This is a genomic window from Nocardia rhizosphaerae, from assembly GCF_042650365.1.
In the GTDB taxonomy this organism is placed as follows: domain Bacteria; phylum Actinomycetota; class Actinomycetes; order Mycobacteriales; family Mycobacteriaceae; genus Nocardia; species Nocardia rhizosphaerae.
This window is the reverse complement of record NZ_JBHSBA010000015.1, coordinates 503,229-523,797: the sequence shown is the minus strand read 5'-3', so window position 1 is coordinate 523,797 and position 20,569 is coordinate 503,229. Positions and strand designations below refer to the sequence as shown.

Here is a 20,569-nt window from a genome sequence, read left to right as displayed (position 1 = left end):
AGTGACACAGGCATACGCCGTGTTCTGCGGCATCGATGTCGGCAAAGGCGAACACCACGCCGTGGGCCTGGACCCGAACGGCAAACGGCTCTTCGACAAAGCCTTGCCCAACGACGAATCCCGACTGCGGGCAGTGTTCGACCAGCTCGCTATCCGAGGCCGGCTGTTGATCGTGGTCGATCAGCCCAACACCATCGGCGCCCTGCCGGTCACCGTCGCCCGCGCCTGCGGCCACGACATCGCCTATCTGCCCGGATTATCGATGCGCCGCATCGCCGATCTCTACCCGGGCCAGTCCAAGACCGACGCCCGCGACGCCAACATCATCGCCGACGCCGCTCGCACCATGCCCCACACCCTGCGTCGAGTCGACACCGGCGATGAAACCCTGACCGAGCTCGGTGGCCTCGTCGGGTTCGATGACGACCTTGCTGGAGAAGCGACCCGCACCAGCAACCGAATCCGCGGCCTGCTGACCAGCATCCACCCCGCCCTCGAACGCATCCTCGGGCCACGCGTTGCGCACCCTGCCGTGCTGGAAATCTTGTCGCGCTGCGGCGGTCCCGAAGGAATCCGGGCGGCCGGCCGACGCAAACTCACCACCATCGCGACAAAACACGCGCCCCGGATGGGCGCACGGTTGGTCGAGGAAATCCTGGCCGCGTTGCCCGCACAGACAGTCGTCGTTCCTGGTTCGCGCTCCGCCGAGAGTGTCCTGCCGAAACTCGCCGACTCGTTGAAAACTGTTCTGCTGCAACGGCAACAGGTCGCTGTCGATATCGAGGAGATGCTGGCCGATCACCCTCTTTCCCAGGTCCTGACCTCGATGCCGGGCATCGGAGTCAGGACCGGCGCCCGCATCCTTTTCGTTCATGCTGGTAGGCATGGCAAATCGATGGGTCGGGATCACGATCGACTGCGCGAACCCCAAGCTACTGGCCTCGTTTTGGAGCGCGATCCTGCGAATCCCCGCTACCGCCGAACATGGCGATGATCCGGGATGGGCAACCATCGGCTCGCGCTTTGATAGCAGGCCACGCTTGACCTTCCAACGAGTGGCTGAGCCCAAGATCGGAAAGGTCCGCATCCACCTCGACATCGAGGTTGATGACATCGAAGCCGGTCGCTGTCAGGTCGAGAACTTGGGGGGCCGCTGGTCCGGCGAGCGGCACGACTACGACGAAGGAGTTGTCATGGTCATGCGCGATCCCGAGGAGCACGAGTTCTGCCTGGTCCAATACTTCCGTTGAGGCACCGACTGGTCACTGCACGGTTTGACGAAACCCATAGGGACACCCCCCAGCGCGGAGGCCAGGTACGCCAGGCCAGGACACGGCAGGGGGGCCGGACACCACCCGCGCCGGCGGCCGCTCCGCAGCACGGTGGCCGCTGCCGAGGTGCTCTGTCAGGTGGCGGTTCAAGTCCTTCTTGACGATTCACGTTCAGGAGATCAGCGGCAGGCTCGGAACTTCTGTGACGTGTTCATGGTGCGGGTTGACGGTTTCGGGACATCCTTGCTGCGAGCTCGGCAGGTGACCGCAGGTGGGTGTGATTCGATCCGCGCGTACAGGGACCACGGACTGTTGTACGCCGAGGCTTCGCTTGTAGTTGTGTTGCCGCTGGAATCCCGATCCAGCACGCCTGGCGTGTCCTTCCGGACGGCACGGTTGTCGATCCAACGTGGGAACCGACAGTCGAGGTAAGCAGCTCGGCAACGCCGAGAAGTTCGTCAGCGGACGAATTGTGAAGAGCTACTTCGACGTCGGCCAATCCTGATCACTCCCTTGGCACCGACGGACCGAAGCCGTCAAAACTCCTCGATGAACTTCGTGACCCTCACCGCGGCTGGGCCGGCATCGTCGTCGGTGAGGTGCCCGCTGCTGGTTCGGCAACCAGTTCAGCCTCGTCGCGCTCCGCATCCGCGCCTACTACGTCTCAATCTGCGGCCTCGAACGCGCGGCCGCTTCGACCCTGGCAACGTCACCACACCACGATGATGAACATGCTCGGCGGACTCAGCGAGCCCGAACGCCAGCACATCCAGACAACGCACGCGCGCCCGCATGAACGCCCGAGTCCTCAACGAAGGCCGACACCAAGACGGACGTCCGCCGTACGGCTACCTGTCGTCGGTTCCCGAGTAGGTCACCTCCAAGCACGAGACGTGAATCCGCAGGTAGGCCACTTCCTAGGACGATGATGGGCACGTTCGTTTTGTGACCGTTTTTGTGACCGTTTTGAGGGTGATGAGCCGGTATCCAGGGTGATCCCCGGTGAAGACAGCGGCCCCGCGCCGGATTTCTCCGATGCGGGGCCGCAAGCGAAAAGTACTGCTACAAGCTACTTTTCACACCGTCGACAGCATCATTTCTGCGCGGCCTTGAACTCGCGACGGCGCCGGTGCAGGATCGGCTCGGTGTAGCCGTTGGGCTGCCTGGTGCCCTCGAGCACCAGTTCCTTGGCGGCCTGGAACGCGATCGAGGCGTCGAAGTCCGGCGCCATCGGGCGGTAGGCCTTGTCACCGGCGTTCTGGCGGTCGACGACCGGCGCCATGCGCTCGAGGCTGGCGATCACGTCGGCCTCGGAGACGATGCCGTGGCGCAGCCAGTTGGCGACCAGCTGGCTCGAGATGCGCAGGGTGGCGCGGTCTTCCATCAGGCCGATGTCGTTGATGTCGGGCACCTTCGAGCAGCCGACACCGTGGTCGATCCAGCGCACGACGTAGCCGAGGATGCCCTGGGAGTTGTTGTCGAGCTCCTGGCGCTTCTCCTCGTCGGACCAGTCGGTGGACTGGGCCAGCGGGATCTCCAGGATCTGGTCGACGGTGGCACGCGGGCCGCCCTTGGCGATCTCGGACTGCCGCTTGAACACGTCCACCTGGTGGTAGTGGGTGGCGTGCAGGGTGGCGGCGGTGGGCGAGGGCACCCACGCGGTGTTGGCGCCTGCCTTGGGGTGGCCGATCTTCTGCTCGAGCATGCCTGCCATCAGGTCGGGCATGGCCCACATGCCCTTGCCGATCTGCGCCTTGCCGGGCAGGCCCTTGGCCAGGCCGGTGTCGACGTTCCAGTCCTCGTAGGAGGTGATCCAGGTCTGGGCCTTCATCTCGGCCTTGCGGACCATCGGCCCGGCCTCCATGGAGGTGTGGATCTCGTCGCCGGTGCGGTCGAGGAAGCCGGTGTTGATGAACACCACGCGATCCTTGGCGGCCTCGATGGCGGCGGCGAGGTTGACCGTGGTGCGGCGCTCCTCGTCCATGATGCCGACCTTGAGAGTGTTGCGGGTCAAGCCGAGGACGTCCTCGATCCGGCCGAACAGTTCGTTGGTGAACGCGGCCTCGTCGGGACCGTGCATCTTCGGCTTCACGATGTAGACCGAACCGGTGCGCGAGTTGAGGCGCTGGGTGTCGCCGTTGAGCGAGTGGATGGCGATCAGCGAGGTGATGAGCCCGTCCATGATGCCCTCGGGCACCTCGTTGCCCTCGGCGTCGATGATCGCGTCGGAGGTCATCAGGTGGCCGACGTTGCGCACGAACAGCAACGAGCGGCCGTGCAGCACCAGCTCGGAACCGTCGAGTGCGGTGAACACGCGGTCCGGGTTCATGGTGCGGGTGAAGGTCTTGCCGCCCTTGCTGACCTCTTCGGCCAGGTCGCCCTTCATCAGGCCGAGCCAGTTGCGGTAACAGACGACCTTGTCCTCGGCGTCGACCGCGGCGACCGAGTCCTCGAAGTCCATGATGGTGGTGAGCGCGGACTCGAGCACGATGTCCTTGACACCGGCCGTGTCGGTCGAGCCGATCGGCGAGTCCGCGTCGATCTGGATCTCGATGTGCAGGCCGTTGTGCTTGAGCAGCACCGAGGTCGGGGCCTCGGGATCGCCCAGGTAGCCGACCAGCTGCGACGGGTCGGCCAGACCGATGTCAGTGCCGTCCTCGAGGCCGACCTCGAGCTCGCCGTCGACGATCTTGTAGTACGACGAACCGATGTGCGAGCCGGTGATCAGGGTGACGGCGTCGTCGAGGAAGTTGCGGCCCCACTCGATGACCTTGTCGCCGCGCACGCGGTTGTAGCCGGTGCCCTTCTCGGCGCCGCCCGCCTCGGAGATGGCGTCGGTGCCGTAGAGCGCGTCGTAGAGCGAGCCCCAGCGCGCGTTGGCGGCGTTGATCGCGAAGCGCGCGTTCATCACCGGCACCACGAGCTGCGGGCCCGCGGTGGTGGCGATCTCGGCGTCGACATTGCCGGTGCCGATCTGGAACGGGGCGGGCTCGGGGCGCAGGTACCCGATCTCGGTCAGGAACTGCTTGTAGGCGGCCTTGTCGTAGCCGGCGCCGGGGCGCTCCTGGTGCCAGGCGTCGAGCTTGCCCTGGATCTCGTCGCGTTCGGCCAGCAGGGCACGGTTGCGCGGGGCCAGGTCGTTGATGACCTGCTCGGCGCCTGCCCAGAACGCGGCGGAATCCACACCGGTACCGGGGAGCGCCTCGTTCTCGATGAAATCGTGGAGAACGCTGGCCACGCCGAGCCCGCCGACCTGAATCCGCTCTGTCATCTACTGCCTCACTTCTGAGATAGCCGGGTGGGGAAAGTGGGTGTCATGTTACCCGTGGGTAGTGCCGACACCCCGTGCGGGTACGAACGCCCGTCGGGCCTCGTCCATTCCGCCACGCCGAGGCGCCGAGGTCGGCGGGTGGGCGTGGCGGCACACCTCTTGATTGTAGGCGGGCAGGGAATTAATGTACTGACCGGAACATTTTCCCGACGGAGGGAGCCCCGGTGCACAGTGCGCGGTCCGGGGAAACCGGTGCCCCCGTACGCAGACGCGGCAGGCCACCGGCGGCCGCTCGCGGCGCCGTCGAGACCCGCGAGCGCATCCGCGAAGCCGCCATCGCGCTCTTCGCCGAACGCGGATTCCACGCCACCGGCGTCGCCGATATCGGCGCCGAGGCCGATGTCCAGCGCGGCGCGCTGTATTACCACATCGGTTCCAAGGAAGAACTGCTGTGGGAGATCCTGCGCGACTACACCGAGCTGCTGCTCGGCGATGCCGAGCGCATCGCCGCCGACCGCACCGACCCGCTGCGAACGCTGCGCTCGCTCATCCGCAGCCATGTGGACCTGATCGTCACCCATCGGCGCGCGGTGGCCGTGCACCTGCGCGACGCCGACGCGCTCACCGGGGCACGCGCTGCGGATCTGCAGCGACTGCGCGATCGCCTGCAACGCGTGTGGCAGGACGTGCTCGACGCGGGCTACGCGGCCGGGCGGCTGCGCACCGCCGACCACGTGGTCACCAACGGCCTGCTCGGCATGCTCAACTCGCTCGGCTTCTGGTACCGCGAACACGGCCCGCACTCCCCCGCCGAGATCGCCGAACTCCTCACCGACACCGTCCTGTCCGGCCTCGCCGCCACCGACACGAAAGGCTGACCATGGCTTGGGATTTCGAGACCGACCCGGAATACCAGCGCAAGCTCGACTGGGTGGCGGAGTTCGTCCGCACCGAGGTGGAGCCGCTGGATCTGCTCTACCCCAACCCCTACGACCGCGCCGATCCGGCGATCCGCGCGCTGATGCGGCCGCTGCAACAACAGGTCAAGGAACAGGGACTCTGGGCCTGTCACCTCGGTCCCGAGCTCGGCGGGCCCGGCTACGGCCAGCTGAAACTGGCGCTGCTCAACGAGGTGCTCGGCACCTCCATGTGGGCGCCGCTGGTGTTCGGTTGCCAGGCACCGGATTCCGGGAATGCCGAGATCCTGGCCCATTTCGGCACCGACGAGCAGCAGGCGAAATACCTGCGGCCGCTGCTCGACGGCGAGATCGGGTCCTGCTACGTGATGACCGAACCGACCGGCGGCTCGGATCCGACGGCGTTCAAGACGACCGCGGTTCGCGACGGCGACTCCTGGGTCATCAACGGCGAGAAATGGTTCAACTCCGCTGCCGAGTTCGCCACCTTCCACATCGTGATGGTGGTGACCGACCCGGAGGCCGAACCGCACCGGCGGCTGTCGATGTTCATCGTGCCCGCCGACGCGCCCGGCCTCGAACTCGTCCGCAACTTCACCGTGCCCGGGTTCAGCGAACACGAAGGGCACCTGCGGTTCACCGATGTCCGGGTCCCCGCCGATCACCTGCTCGGTGCCGAGGGCGCCGGATTCCTGGTCGCGCAGACCCGCCTCGGCGGCGGACGGGTGCACCACGCGATGCGCACGGTCGCGCTGGTGCGCAAGGCGTTCGACATGATGTGCGAGCGCGCGGTGTCGCGCCCGGCCCGCAAGGGTGTGCTCGGCGGCTTCCAGATGACCCAGGAGCGCATCGCCGACAGCTGGATCCAGATGGAACAGTTCCGGCTGCTGGTGCTGCGCACCGCGTGGCGCATCGACAAGGCGCAGGACTACCGCGCCGTGCGCGCCGACATCGCCGCCATCAAGATCGCCATGCCGACGGTGATGAACGACATCGCGCGCAGGGCCCTGCACCTGCACGGCGCGCTCGGCGTGAGCGATGACCTGCCGTTCCTCGACATGACCACCTACGCCGAGGTGATGGCCATCGCCGACGGACCGACCGAGGTGCACAAGATCACCCTCGCCAAGGAGGTGCTGAAGAAGTACGCACCCGCCGACCCGGTGTATCCCAGCGGGTACCGGCCCGCGTTGCGCGAGCAGGCCAGGGCGCTGGTCGCCGAGCGCCTCGACCGCGAGGTCGGCGACCTCTGAACCGGACCGGACGGGCCGGACCGGCCGAGGTCCCCGATCCGGTGCCGGGTTCGCACTACCCTTCGACCCATGGGTGGCGTCGTGAATCCGGGAGACGACAAGACCGGCCGTCCGCCGGTGCCGACACACGACGGGGAGCCGTCGGCCGAACACCCGGAGGCGGGGCGCGGTTCGGTGAACCGGCCGGTGTTCCTCACCTCCGCCGCGATCGTGCTCGCGTTCGCGATCTGGGCGCTGGCCTCGCCGGAGAGCGCGGAAACCGTTGTCGGTGAGGTCAAGGACTTCATCTCCACCTGGTTCGGGTGGTGGTATTTCATCCTCGCGACCGCGATCATCGGCTTGGTCGTGTTCATCGGCGCCAGCAAGTACGGCCGCTACCGGCTCGGGCCGGAGGAGTCGCGGCCGGAGTACAGCCTGTTCACCTGGACGGCGATGCTCTTCGCCGCCGGCATCGGCATCGATCTGATGTTCTTCTCGGTCGCCGAGCCCGTGTACAACTACCTGTACCCGCCGACCGGTCCGGCCCAGACCAACGAGACCGCCCGCGAGGCGACCACCTGGACGATCTTCCACTACGGGGTCACCGGCTGGGCGATGTATGCCCTCATGGGCGGTGCGCTCGGCTACTTCGCGTTCCGGCACAACCTGCCGCTCACCATCCGGGCCGCGCTCTACCCGATCTTCGGCAAAAGGGTGCACGGCCGCTGGGGCGATGCCATCGACGTCGCCGCGGTGCTCGGCACCATCTTCGGCATCGCCACCTCGCTCGGCATCGGCATCGTCCAGCTCAACTATGGGCTGCACGAGATGTTCGGGATCTCGCAGGGCAAGGCCGCCCAGATCGGTCTCATCGCGCTGTCGGTGATCATCGCGACCATCTCCGCGACCACCGGTGTCGACAAGGGCATCCGCCGGCTGTCGGAGCTCAATGTCGTGCTGGCGATCGCCCTGCTCGTCTACATTCTGGTGGCCGGACGCACCGACTTCCTGCTCAACGGGCTCACCCAGAACATCGGCGACTACTTCGCCACCTTCCTCGACCGCACCCTCGACACGTTCGCCTGGGACCGCAACCCCGAGACCGTCAACGAGCCGACCGCCTGGCTGGACGGCTGGACCCTGTTCTTCTGGGCCTGGTGGGTGGCCTGGGCGCCGTTCGTCGGGCTGTTCCTCGCCCGCATCTCCCGTGGCCGTACTCTGCGCCAGTTCATCTTCGGCGTGCTCGTCGTCCCGTTCAGCTTCATCCTGCTGTGGATCTCGATCTTCGGCAACAGCGCGCTGGAGCAGGCGCGCGACAACCCCGAATTCGCGGAGACCACCGCGGCGCGAGCCGAAGTGGGCTTCTATTCCCTGCTCGAGCGCTACCCAGGCGCACCGATGCTGCTCGGCATCGCGACGATCACCGGTCTGCTGTTCTATGTGACCAGCGCCGACTCCGGTTCGCTGGTGATGGGCAACTTCACCTCGCGGCTGCCCGATCCGATGGCCGACTGCGCCCGCAGCACCCGCATCTTCTGGTCGCTGGCGATCGGTCTGCTGACGCTGTCGATGCTGTTCGCCGGTGTCGGCGGCTCCATCACGACCCTGCAGAACGCCACCATCATCATGGGGTTGCCGTTCTCGTTCGTGCTCGCCGGAATCGGGATCGCCCTGCTGCGTTCGGTGCGCCACGAGTCCTACAAGCTCGACAGTTTCCGCACGACCCTGCCCAAGGCGATCGCGGCCGGGCGCGGCATGGCAGGCGAGGGCGGCTGGCGACGGCGCCTGCTCGGCACCATCCACTACCCCGGCGCGACGGCGACCCGCAAGTTCGTCGACAACACCATCGTCCCGGCCATGCGGGCGGTCGCCGACGAGATGGGCCGCATGGGTGTCACCGCCACCATCGACGAGTCTGGCAGCAACGAGGGGCTGCCGTCGCCGCGACTGTACGTGGACCAGGTGGACGACCCGCGGTTCGAATACGGCGTGTGGCCGGTCTCGGCCCCGACCCCGCACTACGCGGTCCTGGCGCAACGGTCCAACGACCGCTACTTCCGCTGTGAGGTGTACCTGTCCGAAGGCTCGCAGGGGTATTCGCTCAACGGGTACAGCCGGGAACAGGTGATCGGCGACATTCTCGACCAGTACGAACGGCATCTGGGCTACCTGCACCTGCGGCACGCCGAGCACGACCAGTACGAGTACGAGCCGGCATCGGAGGAGCGCGATGCCGACGGCGGTGATCCGGAAAGGACCACGACGACATGAGCGAGACCTTGTACATCGACGGCACCTGGCGGTCGGCCGCGTCCGGCGAGACCAGGGAAATCCGTTGTCCCGCCGACGATTCCCTCGTCGGAGTGGTCGCGGAGGCCGGTGCGGCCGACACCGAGACGGCCATCGCGGCGGCCCGGCGGGCCTTCGACAGCGGGCCGTGGCGGCAGACCTCGGCCGCCGAGCGCGGCGACCTGCTGTTGCGGGTGGCCGACCGGATCGACGACCGGCGCGACGAGTTCGCCCGCGCCGAGACCCTCGACACCGGCAAACGCCCCTACGAGTCCGATATCGATATGTCCGATATCGCGAACTGCTTCCGCTACTTCGGCAAACTCGCCGCCGAGGACGCGGGCCGCGTGGTCGACGCCGGCTCCCCGGATGTGGATTCGCGCATCGTCTACGAGCCGGTCGGGGTGTGCGGGCTGATCACCCCGTGGAACTATCCGCTACTGCAGGCGGCGTGGAAGATCGCGCCCGCGCTCGCGGCGGGCAACACCTTCGTGCTCAAGCCCGCCGAGCTCACCCCGCACACCGCCATCCTGCTGATGCGGGTCCTCGACGAGCTGGGGCTCCCGCCCGGGGTGGCGAATCTGGTGCTCGGCGCCGGCGCCACCGCGGGGGCGCCGCTGTCCGCGCATCCCGATGTCGACCTGGTCTCGTTCACCGGTGGCCTGATCACCGGCAGGCTCATCGCGCGCGAAGCGGCCGCCACGGTGAAGAAGGTGGCGCTCGAGCTCGGCGGCAAGAACCCCAATGTCGTGTTCGCCGATGCGTGCGACACCCCGGAACGACTCGCGGCCTGTGTCGACAACGCGCTCAACGCCGCGTTCCTGCACTCCGGACAGGTGTGTTCGGCCGGTGCCCGGCTGGTGATCGAGGAGTCCGCGCACGACCGGTTCGTCGACGAGCTGGTGCGCAGGGCCGAGCAGATCCGGCTCGGACTGCCGTTCGCCGAAGGTACCGAGACCGGGCCGCTGATCTCGGCGGCGCACCGCGACAAGGTGCACGCCTATGTCGAACGGGCCCGCGCCGACGGGGCGGTGATCCGCACCGGTGGTGCGTTCGCCACCGGTGATCAGGGCTCGGGGTCGCTCGACGACGGCTGGTTCTATCTGCCCACCGTGATCGACGGCGCCACCCGCGCGATGGCCTGCGTGCACGACGAAGCCTTCGGACCGACCGTCACCGTGGAGACCTTCACCACCGAGGACGAGGCGGTCACGATCGCCAACGACACCGAGTACGGCCTGGCGGGCGCGGTGTGGTCCGGTGACGCGGCGCGCGCCCGCCGGATCGCGGCCAGGTTGCGGCACGGCACGGTGTGGGTCAACGACTTCGGGCCCTATCTGCCGCAGGCCGAGTGGGGCGGGTTCGGGCATTCGGGGGTCGGTCGCGAGCTCGGTCCGTCGGGCCTGCACGAATACCGGGAGGCCAAACACGTGTACGAGAACCTCCGGCCGGGCGTCACCGGCTGGTTCGCCGATCGAGGGGAGCAGTCCTGATGAGCGACTTCGACTATGTGGTCATCGGCGGCGGTTCCGCGGGTGCCGCGGTGGCGGCCCGGCTCTCCGAGGACCCGGCGGTGACGGTGTGCCTGCTGGAGGCGGGCCCGTCCGATGTCGGTGACCCGGCGATCCTGCAGCTCGACCGCTGGATGGAGCTGCTCGAGTCGGGCTACGACTGGGACTACCCGATCGAACCGCAGGAGAACGGCAACTCGTTCATGCGGCACGCCCGCGCGAAGGTGCTCGGCGGCTGTTCCTCGCACAACAGTTGCATCGCGTTCTGGGCGCCACGCGAGGACCTCGACGCCTGGGAGCGCGACCACGGCTGCGCAGGCTGGGGCGCCGACTCGGTGTACCGGCTCTACTCGCAGATCGAAACCAACGATGCGCCCGGCGACCACCACGGACGCAGCGGCCCGGTGCACATCATGACGGTGCCGCCCGCGGATCCGTGCGGTGTCGCCGTGCTGGACGCCTGCGCGGCGGTGGGCATTCCCAGGGCGGAGTTCAACGCGAATCGGACCGTCGTCAACGGTGCCAACTTCTTCCAGATCAACAGGCAGGCCGACGGGACGCGGGCCTCGTCCTCGGTGAGCTATCTGCATCCGATTCTGGACCGGCCCAACCTCACCGTGCGCACCGGCGCGTGGGTGAAGAAGATCGTGCTCGACGGCGGCCGGGCCGTCGCGGTCGAACTCACCGACAACGCCTTCGGCCGCACCACCCTGGTCACCGCGCGTCGCGAGGTGATCGTCTCGGCCGGTGCCATCGACTCCCCGAAGCTGCTGATGCTGTCCGGTATCGGGCCCGCCGATCACCTGCGCGAGCACGGCGTCGAGGTGCTGGTCGACTCCCCCGGTGTCGGCGCGCACCTGCAGGACCATCCCGAAGGGGTGATCGGCTTCGAGACGACCCGGCCCATGGTGCGCACCTCCACCCAGTGGTGGGAGGCGGGCATCTTCACCCAGACCGTCGACGGGCTCGACCGGCCGGACCTGATGATGCACTACGGCAGCGTCCCGTTCGACATACACACCCTGCGGCAGGGCTATCCGACCGCCGAGAACACCTTCTGCCTCACCCCGAACGTCACGCACGCGCGTTCCCGCGGCACGGTGCGGCTGCGCTCGCGCGACTTCCGCGACAAGCCCCGCGTCGACCCCAGGTACTTCACCGATCCGGAGGGCCACGACATGCGCGTGATGATCGCCGGGCTGCGCAAGGCGCGCGAGATCGCCGCGGCGGCGCCGCTGGCGGACTGGGTGGCGCGCGAGCTGTACCCGGGGCCGTCGGTACGGTCCGACACCGAGCTCGCCGACTACATTCGCCGCACGCACAACACCGTCTACCACCCGGTGGGCACGGTCCGGATGGGCTCGGCCGACGATCCGCTGAGCCCGCTCGACCCGCAGCTGCGGGTCAAGGGCGTCGAGGGTCTGCGGGTGGCCGATGCCTCGGTGTTCCCCGAGCACACCACGGTGAACCCGAACATCACCGTGATGCTGGTCGGTGAACGCTGCGCCGAACTCGTGGCCGCCGACCGGAAATAAATCACCCGACAATTCCGGCCCCATCTGTCACCATGATGTACACGCGGCAGAGCGCAGCACAGCGCAGCCGCAGGAGCAGCACGGAGAGGAGGAGACGATCGTGAAATACGGTATGCGACAGCATAAGTCGGACGAAGCCTACCGGTTCGCCGCCATGGCGACCCGCAGTGCGGGCGACGATCGTCTCCCCATCGTGCGCGGCTGAGCGATTCCGCCGCCTTCCTTTCTCTTTCTGCTCATTCCTTCTGTGGAACATGGTGATTCCGATGTCGCTTCGTCATGCCGTCGACCCGGCGGTACCCACCGCCGAAACCTGGATACACAGCCGCGTGCTGGTGCTCAACGCCAGCTACGAGGCGCTCGACGAGATCACCGCCGACCGGGCGGTGACACTACTGCTCAGCGGTGCCGCCGAGGCCGTCATCGAGCGGGTGCCGCGCTTTCCGATCCGCTCGCAGCGGCTGGAAGTGGCGCTGCCGGAGACGATCCGGTTGCTGCGCTACGTCTACCTCGGCCACGTCGCCGCGGTCGGCGAGGACAGCCGCGCCACGCTCGCCGCGGTGCTGCGCCGCGACAAGCACCGCTGCGGCTACTGCGCGAGCTGGGCGCAGACCGTCGACCACATCCGTCCACGCAGCCGAGGGGGCCCCAACACCTGGGGCAATCTGATCGCCTGCTGCGCGCCCTGCAATTCGTCCAAAGCCGACCGCACCCCCGAAGAGGCGGGGATGCGGCTGCTGTGGGAGCCCAAGGCTCCCGACCCGCTCGCCCGCGCCCAGCGCCGGATCTGGAAGGAGTACGCGCCGTGACCACCACCGAACTCGCCCTGACCGAACTGCTCACCCTGTCCGATTCGGGCCGGTGGCACCGGGCCGCGTGCCGGGGCGACCCGAACCACGAGGCGTGGTTCCCCTACCCGTCCCAGGACTTCGACTACGCCCGCCGGATCTGCGCCGGGTGCCCGTTGCTCGCGGGGTGCACCGAGTACGCGGCGCGGACCGGCCAGTCGGGGGTCTGGGGCGGCCGGGAGTACGACCGCGGGCGAGTAGTCCGCGAGTGAACTCCCCGGAGCCGGGTGTCCGCCGTGACACCCGGCTTCCCGGCGTGATGCGCGCCGCTCGGCGTGGACGCGCGATGCGGCGCGATGGCGCGGTGTCCTTAGACTTGCCCGCGTGGGTACACATCGCAGCGCGGACACGTCTCGGGGTATCAGCAAGGGTCCGGTCATCGCGGCGGCGGTACTCGTGCTGGTGCTGGTGGCGGTGTTCGCCTGGTTCCAGCTCAGCGATCGCGCCGCCAGCACCGACGACGCGGCGGCGGCCGAATGCGTCGAGGGACCGGCCTCGCTCGATGTCACCGTCGATCCGGCCGTCGCCGAGCCGGTGCGCGCCGCCGCCGAGGCGTTCAACGCGAGCACCCCGCGGGTGCGTGACCACTGTGCCGAGGTCAGGATCGCGGTCCAGCCCTCGGCCGCGCTGGTGGCAGGCCTCACCGAGGCGACCGCCTGGGACCCGGCGCTCGGGCCGCAGCCCGGACTCTGGATCGCCGATTCGAGCCGCTCGATCGACCTGGTCCGGGTGCCTGGCCTGATCGAAGGCACACCCGCGTCCGTCGCCACCAGCCCGATCGTGCTCGCCGTGCCCGATGCCTTGCGCCAAGCCCTCGAACAGAACCAGGTCGCCTGGTCGGATCTGCCACGCCTGCAACAGGGTTCGCTCGACGAACTCGGACTGTCCGGGTGGGGTGGGCTGCGGATGGCGCTGCCGGCCGGTGACGCCACCACCGCGGCGGCGGCCGCCGTCGGTGGCGCCGTCTCGGGCACCGACCCGCTCACCGCGCAGGCCGCCGAATCCGGTCAGGTCGTCGCGGCGATCTCCGGGCTGGCCGCCGGCGCGCCGACACCGGCCGACCAACTGGCCGCGATCACCGCGATCACCGCCGAACCGGCCGGTGACGAAGTGCATGCCGTGGCGGCCACCGAACAGCAGTTGCGCACCGGCGGGCTCACCGCCTTCCGGCCGGTCGGGACCGCGCCGCTGGCCGACTATCCGGCCGCGCTGCTGTCGGGGCCGTGGGTCGACGCCACCCAGAATCTCATCGCGTCCCGGTTCATCGACTTCCTGCGCGCGCCCGAGCAGGCCGCCGCGCTGGCCGCCGCCGGTTTCGGCCCGGCCATCGGCACCGCACCGCCCAACCCCGACAAGGCCGCCCTGCAGCAAGTGCAGCACATCCTCGCCAACCCGGTCCTCGGCGTGAACGCCACCGTCCTGCTGGATGTGTCGGCCTCGATGGGCGCCGCCGAGGGGTCGACCACGCGGCTGGCGAACGCCGGCGCCGCGATCGCCTCGACGCTGACCGTGATGCCGTCCGACTTCGGTCTCGGCCTGTGGACCTTCGCCAAGAATCTCGATGGCACGACACCCTACGAGGTGCAGGTACCCACCGAACTACTCACCGACACCCAGCGCACCGCCGTCGGCTCGGCGGTGACCGGTGTCCGTGCCGCCGCGTCGAGCACCGACCAGGCCTACCCCAGCCTGCTCGCCGCCTACCGGGCAGCGATCGCGGCCTACTCCCCCGGCCGCACCAACTCCGTCCTGCTCATCACCGACGGCCCCGACGACGACTCCGCGCTCACCGGCCCCGCGCTCCTCGAGCAGATCACCGCCGCGACCACCGCAGGCCGCCCGGTCCGGATCGACGTCATCGTGATCGGCGGCCAGGGCACCCAAACCCTGCGAACCATCGCCGAGAACACCGGCGGCACCTACACCACCCTCCCGACCAGCAACGACCTCGGCTTCGGCACGGCGGTCGTGGAGGCACTCACCACACCGTGACACTCTGATCATGTGTCGCACACCATTTCTCGTGGTCGACGGTGTGCGTAAGGTCACCGCTGCGAACCCGGCGCCACGGTGGGTGCGCGCAGCTACGAGGAGCAGTGATGAGACGCCCTGGCGTGGCGACCCGACGGCCGGAGGCGTTGTCCGACGACTCGCGGTCCTGGAAATGAGCCACCCTCGGCTCGGCCGCCCGACCAACACGCCGATCCGGGCTCGTCAGAGTGCATCCCGCAACCACGGGTGAGCGTTCTTCACTGATATTCGTCGATCACGATGCCGTCGATCTGGTCGATGCCGACGACCACGACGATCCCAAGGCTATCGCTCCAAGTCGTGATGCCGGAGAGTTCGTCGAACGAGATGAAGGTATCGACCTCGCGGTAGGTGCCCCGATTATCAGGGCGGATACGTGGTCTCCGGGCGACATCGTCTTGACGAATGGGGTCATCGGGGAATACATGACGCGGTCCTTCCGAACAGATCTGCAAAGCGGTGAAGAATGGAATGGACCGTCGCCTGTGCGTGCCGGGTCCGGAATGCCGACCTGACCGTCCTACCTGCCGGTCGAGGTCAGTACTGGATTTCGCTGATGATGTCGTAGACCGCGCGGAACCCGCTGCTGACCGCGTCGTTCACACCGCTCAAGAACGAGCCGGTGTGTTCGCCCGCGAAGTGGTAGTTGCCTTCCCTGAGCGCCTCGACCCCGGCGAACTTCGTGAACTGACCTCGCCGGTAGTAGGCGGTCGAGCCGAAAGTGCAGGGGTTTCCCAGCCAGTTGTAGGTCAGCGACGATCCGGTCCAGGCTTGCGCGGCGCCGGGGATCACTTCGTCGATCCGCGGGACCGCGTCGCCGGGGCTCAGCGACAAAACGATCTCGTCCACCCCGGTCACGCGCCGCTGCCGCTTTTCACGATCTTGGTTCGAACGACTAGCTGGTGTCGCGGGGCACGTCGATCTCGACCGGCCCGATCTCGGTCACCACCGTCTTCGACCGAGTTCCGTTGCGGGAGTGAGATGTTCCACGTCCGGCGGGATCGTGCTTCTCGTATCCGACGTGTTCGGTCATCTCCGCCTCGAGGGCGGTTTCGAGCACGGTCTTGGTCAGCTGGTTGAGCAGCCCGCCCGGACCGACCAGATCGATTCCTTGTTCCTTAGCCTGAGCCAGCAACTGCTCGGCCAGCTTCTTGGTGTCCGCCGCGCCCTTCTTCGCCACGGCGGTCAGTGTCTCCGACATCAGTCGGTCCTTCCTGCCGAACCATCAAGTCCGGCCGGTCAGACCAGGATCAGATCCGCCGTTATCCCGACAGTCCCGATAGGGCGAGGGTTCAGGTGTCGACGAGCAGGCTCGCGGCGAGTGCCCGCACGGCGGCGACTTCGTCGACCAGTTCGGTTTCGGTGTCGGCGTGCACGGTGAGATACACCCCGACTCGGAACAGTCGTGCTTCCGCGCGCGCCAGCCGCGCGGGCAGGTCGGCGAAGTCTTCGACCGCGACATCGAACAGACCCGGTGCCGGCTCCTTCGGCAGCTGTGGTCTGCCCAGGTCACCATCATTTTCCGATTGGTCGAGTAGCTGTGCGCGTGCGCCTCGCATTGAGGTCCGGGGCATCGCTGCCCAAATTTGTTGGTAATCAATGGAACCGACGGCGGGTTTCGGGCATCTAACCATGTAGGAGGACGGCCATCCCGGTCACATCGGAGGGCTCACTGCCCACAAGCTTTCGGGGGATAGATGGAATCTGCACACGTAACAACGTCAAGTGAGGCTGAAGCTGCCCAGTCACCACGCACAGAGTTTGCAGGACAGCTCGCTAAACTGCACCTTGCCGCAGGAAAGCCATCGTTACGCTGGGTTGCTGCTGCTGCGCGGCGCGCAGGGTCTGGGCCACAGGGCAGGTATCAACCCCACGTCTCAGCCCAACGTATTAGTGACTGGAAGTCTGGACGAAATGTCCCGGCGCGGTTCGACACGTTGATACCCGTGCTGACTGTCCTTGGCGACCGCGCTAGGCGACGCGGTCCGGTGCGGGCACATCTGCTCAATTTGCGTGAATGGAGGCAGCTTTGGGATGCAGCGCAACCAGCAAGGAAGGGCCGACGCCAAACTCCAAGCGGACGCCCGCCCACGCTAACCGCGAGCAACCAGGGGTGGATGCGCCACGGCGCGAAGGCGTCCTACAGCCCCCTAGCTGCACCCACCGGGATCTACTTGGGATGTGACGATCCGGATAGTCTTGCCGAATTCTACTTGAAACTCCTAGAAGGACAAGTACTTTGGGGCGATTCGGAAAGCATCGCTGTCAGCATCTCTCCCGCACTCACAGTCGTCGCGCAGAGGATCAAAGACTATCTAGCACCAACATCGATAGATAGTCCGGTAATCTATTTCGGTATAGTCGCGACCGAAGACGCGGCCGAACTCGAAGTGCGTGCGCTCGGCCTCGGAGCGAATCGAGCTAGATCGTATCCTCATTCTCGGTCGGCAGTGCTCCTCGATCCGGCAGGCCACGCGTTCTTCTTTGTGTCAGCCAGCGCACAGAAGTAGGGCACTTCCCAGGGCCTCGGCAAAGTCGGTTTCAGCAGGTGAGCAGTAGTTCGACAGGTCGGTGGAAGTCGCGGGGGTGGTGTCGTAACGCGGCGGCGATGCTGAGGGTGAGCGGCCAGCCGGAACAGGCTGATGTTCTTGTTGCGCAACGTTGCCAGCGCTCGGGTTCCGTTGCCGGTGCGGACCTGGCCACCGTCCTCGTCGAAGGTGACGTCGCGGACGTGGTGGACGGAATTCTCGATCTGCCAGTGGCCTCGCAACTTTCCGGTGATCTGCTGGTGGTTTGCGTCGGTGACCGACAGACTCGCCACGAGGTGCGCGGTTTCGCGAGCCTGTTCGCGGTGGTTGCGATGGCGGCAGGACACGGTGCGGATACGGGTGACGCGCGGGACTTGGACCGCACCCGGGAATCCGATCACTCACCGCACCGACCTGGTCTGCGACCAATCCCGTCAGCTCAACCCAGCTCCGAGCACAACTGCTGGAGATCTTCCCAGCGTTGGAACGCGCGCTGGATCTGACCAACAATGGCCCGGTAGTGCTGCTCACCGACTACCAGACCCCGGCAGCGATCCACCGCAGCGGCCTCACCCGGATCGAGGCATGGCTGCGTAACCGTAGGGTGCGCGGCGCCGCCGACCTCGCCAAGACTGTGGTCGCAGCGGCCGAGGAACAGCTCACCGCACTTCCTGGCGAGAAACTGGCCGCGACGATGGAGGTCTGTCTGGCGAAGGGGGGTAACGGCCCTCGATGAAGAGAACGCCGAGACCGATTCCCTCGTCGAGCACCGATTTCGCGAGCACCGCCACGCCGAGGTGATCCTGAGCCTGCCTGGTATGGGTAAGCAGCTCGGAGCAATCTTCCTGGCCGCTACCGGCGGTGACATGGACGCTTTCGAGAGCGCTGACCGGCTTGCTGGATACGCCGGCCTGGCACCGGTTCCACGAGACTCCGGGCGCGTCAGCGGAAACCTCCGCCGACCCCGCCGCTTTCACCGCGGCCTGCTTGACGCGATGTATCTGTCGACCCTGTCCAGCCTGCATACCTGCCCGGCATCGAAGGGGTTCTACCAAACGCAAACGAGCCGAGGGAAACCCGCACAAACAGGCGCTGCTGGCGCTCGCGCGCCGTCGCGTGAGTATCTTGCGGGCCACGATCCGTGACGGAGCGAGCTACCAAGGCGCACCGCCCGCTACCGCTGCGGCTTGACATCGGTCTCAGGGCTCGACATCAGCATTCGGAAGTCTTTCATCGAAATCCGGCAAGGGTCTGCCGTTCGATAGTTCTTCAACTAGCCTGTCAAGTGCGTCGTGAGTAGTGAGCTACCCCGATTTTCGTTCCTTCCACTCGGTCGATGCTGGCTGAAACGGCACGTCCGCGCCGACATGGCGAATCTCGAGCGTCGGATCACCGGCAGGTTCACTCTGCGCCGAGGTCAGCGAGCCAGGAAACAATCCACGGTCCTCCGCCGCGCGCAACGAAACCCGCTCAACCGGGACCTGCTCGACCGTGTAGCGGGCAAGCCGACCTCCGGTCTTGGCGATATTCGAGATGCGTTCCGGAACCAGACATTCGACGGCGATCCCCGCCGCGCCGCCAACCAGGTTCTTCCCTGCGAGCCGTTCCGTCGCCGGCACCCCGGCGGTGACGACCGGCTCCGGGGCAGTCGAAACCGGGCAGATCCGCCAGATGTCCCCCTTCGAGTTCGAGACCAGATTGCCACGCACCTCCCAGGGCGTCACCGGCTCATCCGGTACCGAAACCAGACCACGGAACAAGTTGTTGGCACGCCCCTGGTTCACGATCTGACCGGTGTCGACGGTGAAATTTCTGGAGAAGAAATAGGACGGCGGCAGACCCGCGGTACTCAGGGCCCACCAGTAGTCCTCGACCAGCGGAAGAACACTCGTTCTGATGTGTTCACATTTCCGCGGGTCTCGCGCCGACCACGCGTCGGCCCGAGCGCGAATCTCGGACAGCACCGCATCCACGTCCGCAGCCGTCGCGTCCGGCCATTCCGCCCGCCGCCCGATGCCCGCCGACTTCTTCACCGCGAGCAGAGCGGTCAGGAACACCCGCTGCATGTCGTTATAGCCCGCTTTGCGGGTCAAGGACTCGGGGTAGATATTCAAGCCGGAGAACCCGTCTTCATCAAAGCCTGGATCCACCGCGTAGTAGGCGCCGTCGACGTTCTCCAGCAGACACAGCCTCCGGCGCGTACCAATCCGCTCGATGTCGTCATTCGAGACATCCGTCATCGGTGCTACAACAGCGTGCCAGTACTCTGTGGCCGGGAGATCGAAAACCGGGCCGGCCGCCATCGGCTCTCCATCCGGCGCGCACCGGCTGTCCAACCCCGTTATCCGTGTCATCGATGGAGCCTCGGGCGCGGGATTCACCGCGACCAGTAGATGCGGACCACAACGAATCCGGTGATGCCCGTCCACGAACTCATCGATTACCTCTGCTCTGCCCACCAGCGGTGCGAAACGCAGCTCGACACAGGTGCGTTCACGCACCGACTCGGCCGCGGTGAACCGTGGCGTGTACGTCCGCAGCACATTCGCAAAGTCGAGCAGGTACTCCTGCCGCGCACCGGGCCGACGCGATTCGGCTGCAGCGGTATAGGACCAGGTCCAGGGAGTAAACGACAATCGGACGCCGGCCAGCGCGTCGACCGGAAGTTCGGCCAGTGCACTGTGCATCTGCTGCAACTGCGGGTTCGACCGAGCGAATCCGACAGTGGTGATACGAACACCGCAGCCGAGCTCCGCCGAGCACAACCGCACGTAATCCAGGAGTTCGGAATATGATCCGATGTCGTTGTCGATGTAAGGGAAAAGCACTCTCGGTTTGTGTGTCCGCTCGCTCGCGATGGCGATGCCTCGCTCCGACGCCGTCGTGCGCATCGCCCAGATCAGTGCCCGCAACGAGCTCCTGGGCAACTGCCACACCACATTTGCTGCGTGCTGGCTACAGAATGCACATCTGTTGAAGCATCCTATCTGTGGTTGGAAATACTGAAGCCGGGTGAATGCGTCATCGGGAACCGATCGCAGAAACTCGAGGATCCGGTTTCGTTGCCGGATTTCGTCGTCGGAGACGTCTTCCGGAGTTTCATCTTGTAGCAAGTATTCGGTGGCAGTCACCCGTA

At 66.8% G+C, this 20,569-nt stretch carries 17 protein-coding genes and 3 pseudogenes; 13 read left to right on the top strand and 7 right to left on the bottom strand.

Annotated elements, in window-relative coordinates:
• Position 1: 1 nt before the first annotated feature.
• Positions 2-865 (top strand): annotated as a pseudogene (locus ACFOW8_RS24600) (IS110 family transposase); the annotation flags it as partial.
• A 7-nt stretch (positions 866-872) separates the two neighbouring features.
• Positions 873-1,250: a VOC family protein gene (locus ACFOW8_RS24595; protein WP_378553837.1), complete on the top strand. Its 378-nt coding sequence runs from the start codon at positions 873-875 to the stop codon at positions 1,248-1,250.
• A gap of 1,114 nt (positions 1,251-2,364) precedes the next feature.
• Here the strand turns inward: ACFOW8_RS24595 and ACFOW8_RS24590 are convergent.
• Complete coding sequence (locus tag ACFOW8_RS24590) at positions 2,365-4,542, bottom strand: malate synthase G (protein ID WP_378553836.1); 2,178 nt, start codon at positions 4,540-4,542, stop codon at positions 2,365-2,367.
• 224 nt (positions 4,543-4,766) lie between these two features.
• On the opposite strand from ACFOW8_RS24590, the gene ACFOW8_RS24585 reads away from it, so the two are divergent.
• The 8 genes from ACFOW8_RS24585 to ACFOW8_RS24550 all read left to right on the top strand — a co-directional run bounded on the left by ACFOW8_RS24585 (position 4,767) and on the right by ACFOW8_RS24550 (position 14,866).
• A complete protein-coding gene (locus ACFOW8_RS24585; protein WP_378553835.1) occupies positions 4,767-5,420 on the top strand; it encodes a TetR/AcrR family transcriptional regulator in 654 nt (217 codons plus the stop codon).
• A 2-nt stretch (positions 5,421-5,422) separates the two neighbouring features.
• The gene (locus tag ACFOW8_RS24580) at positions 5,423-6,712 is read left to right on the top strand and encodes an acyl-CoA dehydrogenase family protein (RefSeq protein ID WP_378553834.1); all 1,290 of its coding nucleotides are present in this window, start codon (positions 5,423-5,425) and stop codon (positions 6,710-6,712) included.
• A gap of 69 nt (positions 6,713-6,781) precedes the next feature.
• Positions 6,782-8,962: a choline BCCT transporter BetT gene (betT, locus tag ACFOW8_RS24575; RefSeq protein WP_378553833.1), complete on the top strand. Its 2,181-nt coding sequence runs from the start codon at positions 6,782-6,784 to the stop codon at positions 8,960-8,962.
• Positions 8,959-10,473: an aldehyde dehydrogenase family protein gene (locus ACFOW8_RS24570; RefSeq protein ID WP_378553832.1), complete on the top strand. Its 1,515-nt coding sequence runs from the start codon at positions 8,959-8,961 to the stop codon at positions 10,471-10,473. Before betT ends, ACFOW8_RS24570 begins: the two co-directional genes overlap by 4 nt.
• Positions 10,473-12,026, top strand: coding sequence for a GMC family oxidoreductase (locus ACFOW8_RS24565; protein WP_378553831.1), 1,554 nt, complete (start codon positions 10,473-10,475; stop codon positions 12,024-12,026). Before ACFOW8_RS24570 ends, ACFOW8_RS24565 begins: the two co-directional genes overlap by 1 nt.
• Positions 12,027-12,292: 266 nt before the next feature.
• Entirely contained in the window at positions 12,293-12,835 is a 543-nt protein-coding gene (locus tag ACFOW8_RS24560) for an HNH endonuclease (protein WP_378553830.1), read from the top strand.
• The gene (locus tag ACFOW8_RS24555; protein WP_378553829.1) at positions 12,832-13,086 is read left to right on the top strand and encodes a WhiB family transcriptional regulator; all 255 of its coding nucleotides are present in this window, start codon (positions 12,832-12,834) and stop codon (positions 13,084-13,086) included. The genes ACFOW8_RS24560 and ACFOW8_RS24555 overlap by 4 nt, the downstream gene beginning before the upstream one ends.
• Positions 13,087-13,198: 112 nt before the next feature.
• Positions 13,199-14,866 carry a VWA domain-containing protein gene (locus ACFOW8_RS24550; RefSeq protein ID WP_378553828.1) on the top strand — a complete coding sequence of 556 codons (1,668 nt, stop codon included), beginning with the start codon at positions 13,199-13,201 and terminating at the stop codon, positions 14,864-14,866.
• A gap of 257 nt (positions 14,867-15,123) precedes the next feature.
• Here ACFOW8_RS24550 and ACFOW8_RS24545 read toward each other — a convergent pair whose 3' ends face one another.
• From ACFOW8_RS24545 to ACFOW8_RS24530, 4 genes and pseudogenes are all read right to left on the bottom strand, one after another.
• Complete coding sequence (locus ACFOW8_RS24545) at positions 15,124-15,360, bottom strand: hypothetical protein (protein WP_378553827.1); 237 nt, start codon at positions 15,358-15,360, stop codon at positions 15,124-15,126.
• Between the two features lie 82 nt (positions 15,361-15,442).
• On the bottom strand, positions 15,443-15,697 hold the full coding sequence (locus ACFOW8_RS24540) for an FAD-dependent oxidoreductase (RefSeq protein WP_378554664.1): 255 nt from the start codon (positions 15,695-15,697) through the stop codon (positions 15,443-15,445).
• Positions 15,698-15,730: 33 nt separating this feature from the next.
• Positions 15,731-16,106: pseudogene (locus ACFOW8_RS24535) on the bottom strand (transposase); the annotation flags it as partial.
• A gap of 91 nt (positions 16,107-16,197) precedes the next feature.
• Positions 16,198-16,464: a hypothetical protein gene (locus ACFOW8_RS24530; protein ID WP_378553826.1), complete on the bottom strand. Its 267-nt coding sequence runs from the start codon at positions 16,462-16,464 to the stop codon at positions 16,198-16,200.
• Between the two features lie 138 nt (positions 16,465-16,602).
• Between ACFOW8_RS24530 and ACFOW8_RS24525 the strand changes: the two genes are divergently transcribed.
• The gene (locus ACFOW8_RS24525; RefSeq protein WP_378553825.1) at positions 16,603-17,415 is read left to right on the top strand and encodes a VOC family protein; all 813 of its coding nucleotides are present in this window, start codon (positions 16,603-16,605) and stop codon (positions 17,413-17,415) included.
• A 116-nt stretch (positions 17,416-17,531) separates the two neighbouring features.
• Here ACFOW8_RS24525 and ACFOW8_RS24520 read toward each other — a convergent pair.
• Positions 17,532-17,672 (bottom strand): annotated as a pseudogene (locus ACFOW8_RS24520) (ISAs1-like element ISMul1 family transposase); the annotation flags it as partial.
• Positions 17,673-17,914: 242 nt separating this feature from the next.
• Here ACFOW8_RS24520 and ACFOW8_RS24515 point away from each other — a divergent pair.
• A complete protein-coding gene (locus tag ACFOW8_RS24515; RefSeq protein WP_378553824.1) occupies positions 17,915-18,169 on the top strand; it encodes a hypothetical protein in 255 nt (84 codons plus the stop codon).
• A 61-nt stretch (positions 18,170-18,230) separates the two neighbouring features.
• Positions 18,231-18,578 (top strand): IS110 family transposase, encoded by a 348-nt coding sequence (locus ACFOW8_RS24510; protein WP_378553823.1) that lies wholly within the window; start codon positions 18,231-18,233, stop codon positions 18,576-18,578.
• A 159-nt stretch (positions 18,579-18,737) separates the two neighbouring features.
• Here ACFOW8_RS24510 and ACFOW8_RS24505 read toward each other — a convergent pair whose 3' ends face one another.
• The gene (locus tag ACFOW8_RS24505) at positions 18,738-20,564 is read right to left on the bottom strand and encodes a hypothetical protein (RefSeq protein ID WP_378553821.1); all 1,827 of its coding nucleotides are present in this window, start codon (positions 20,562-20,564) and stop codon (positions 18,738-18,740) included.
• Between the last annotated feature and the right edge of the window lie 5 nt (positions 20,565-20,569).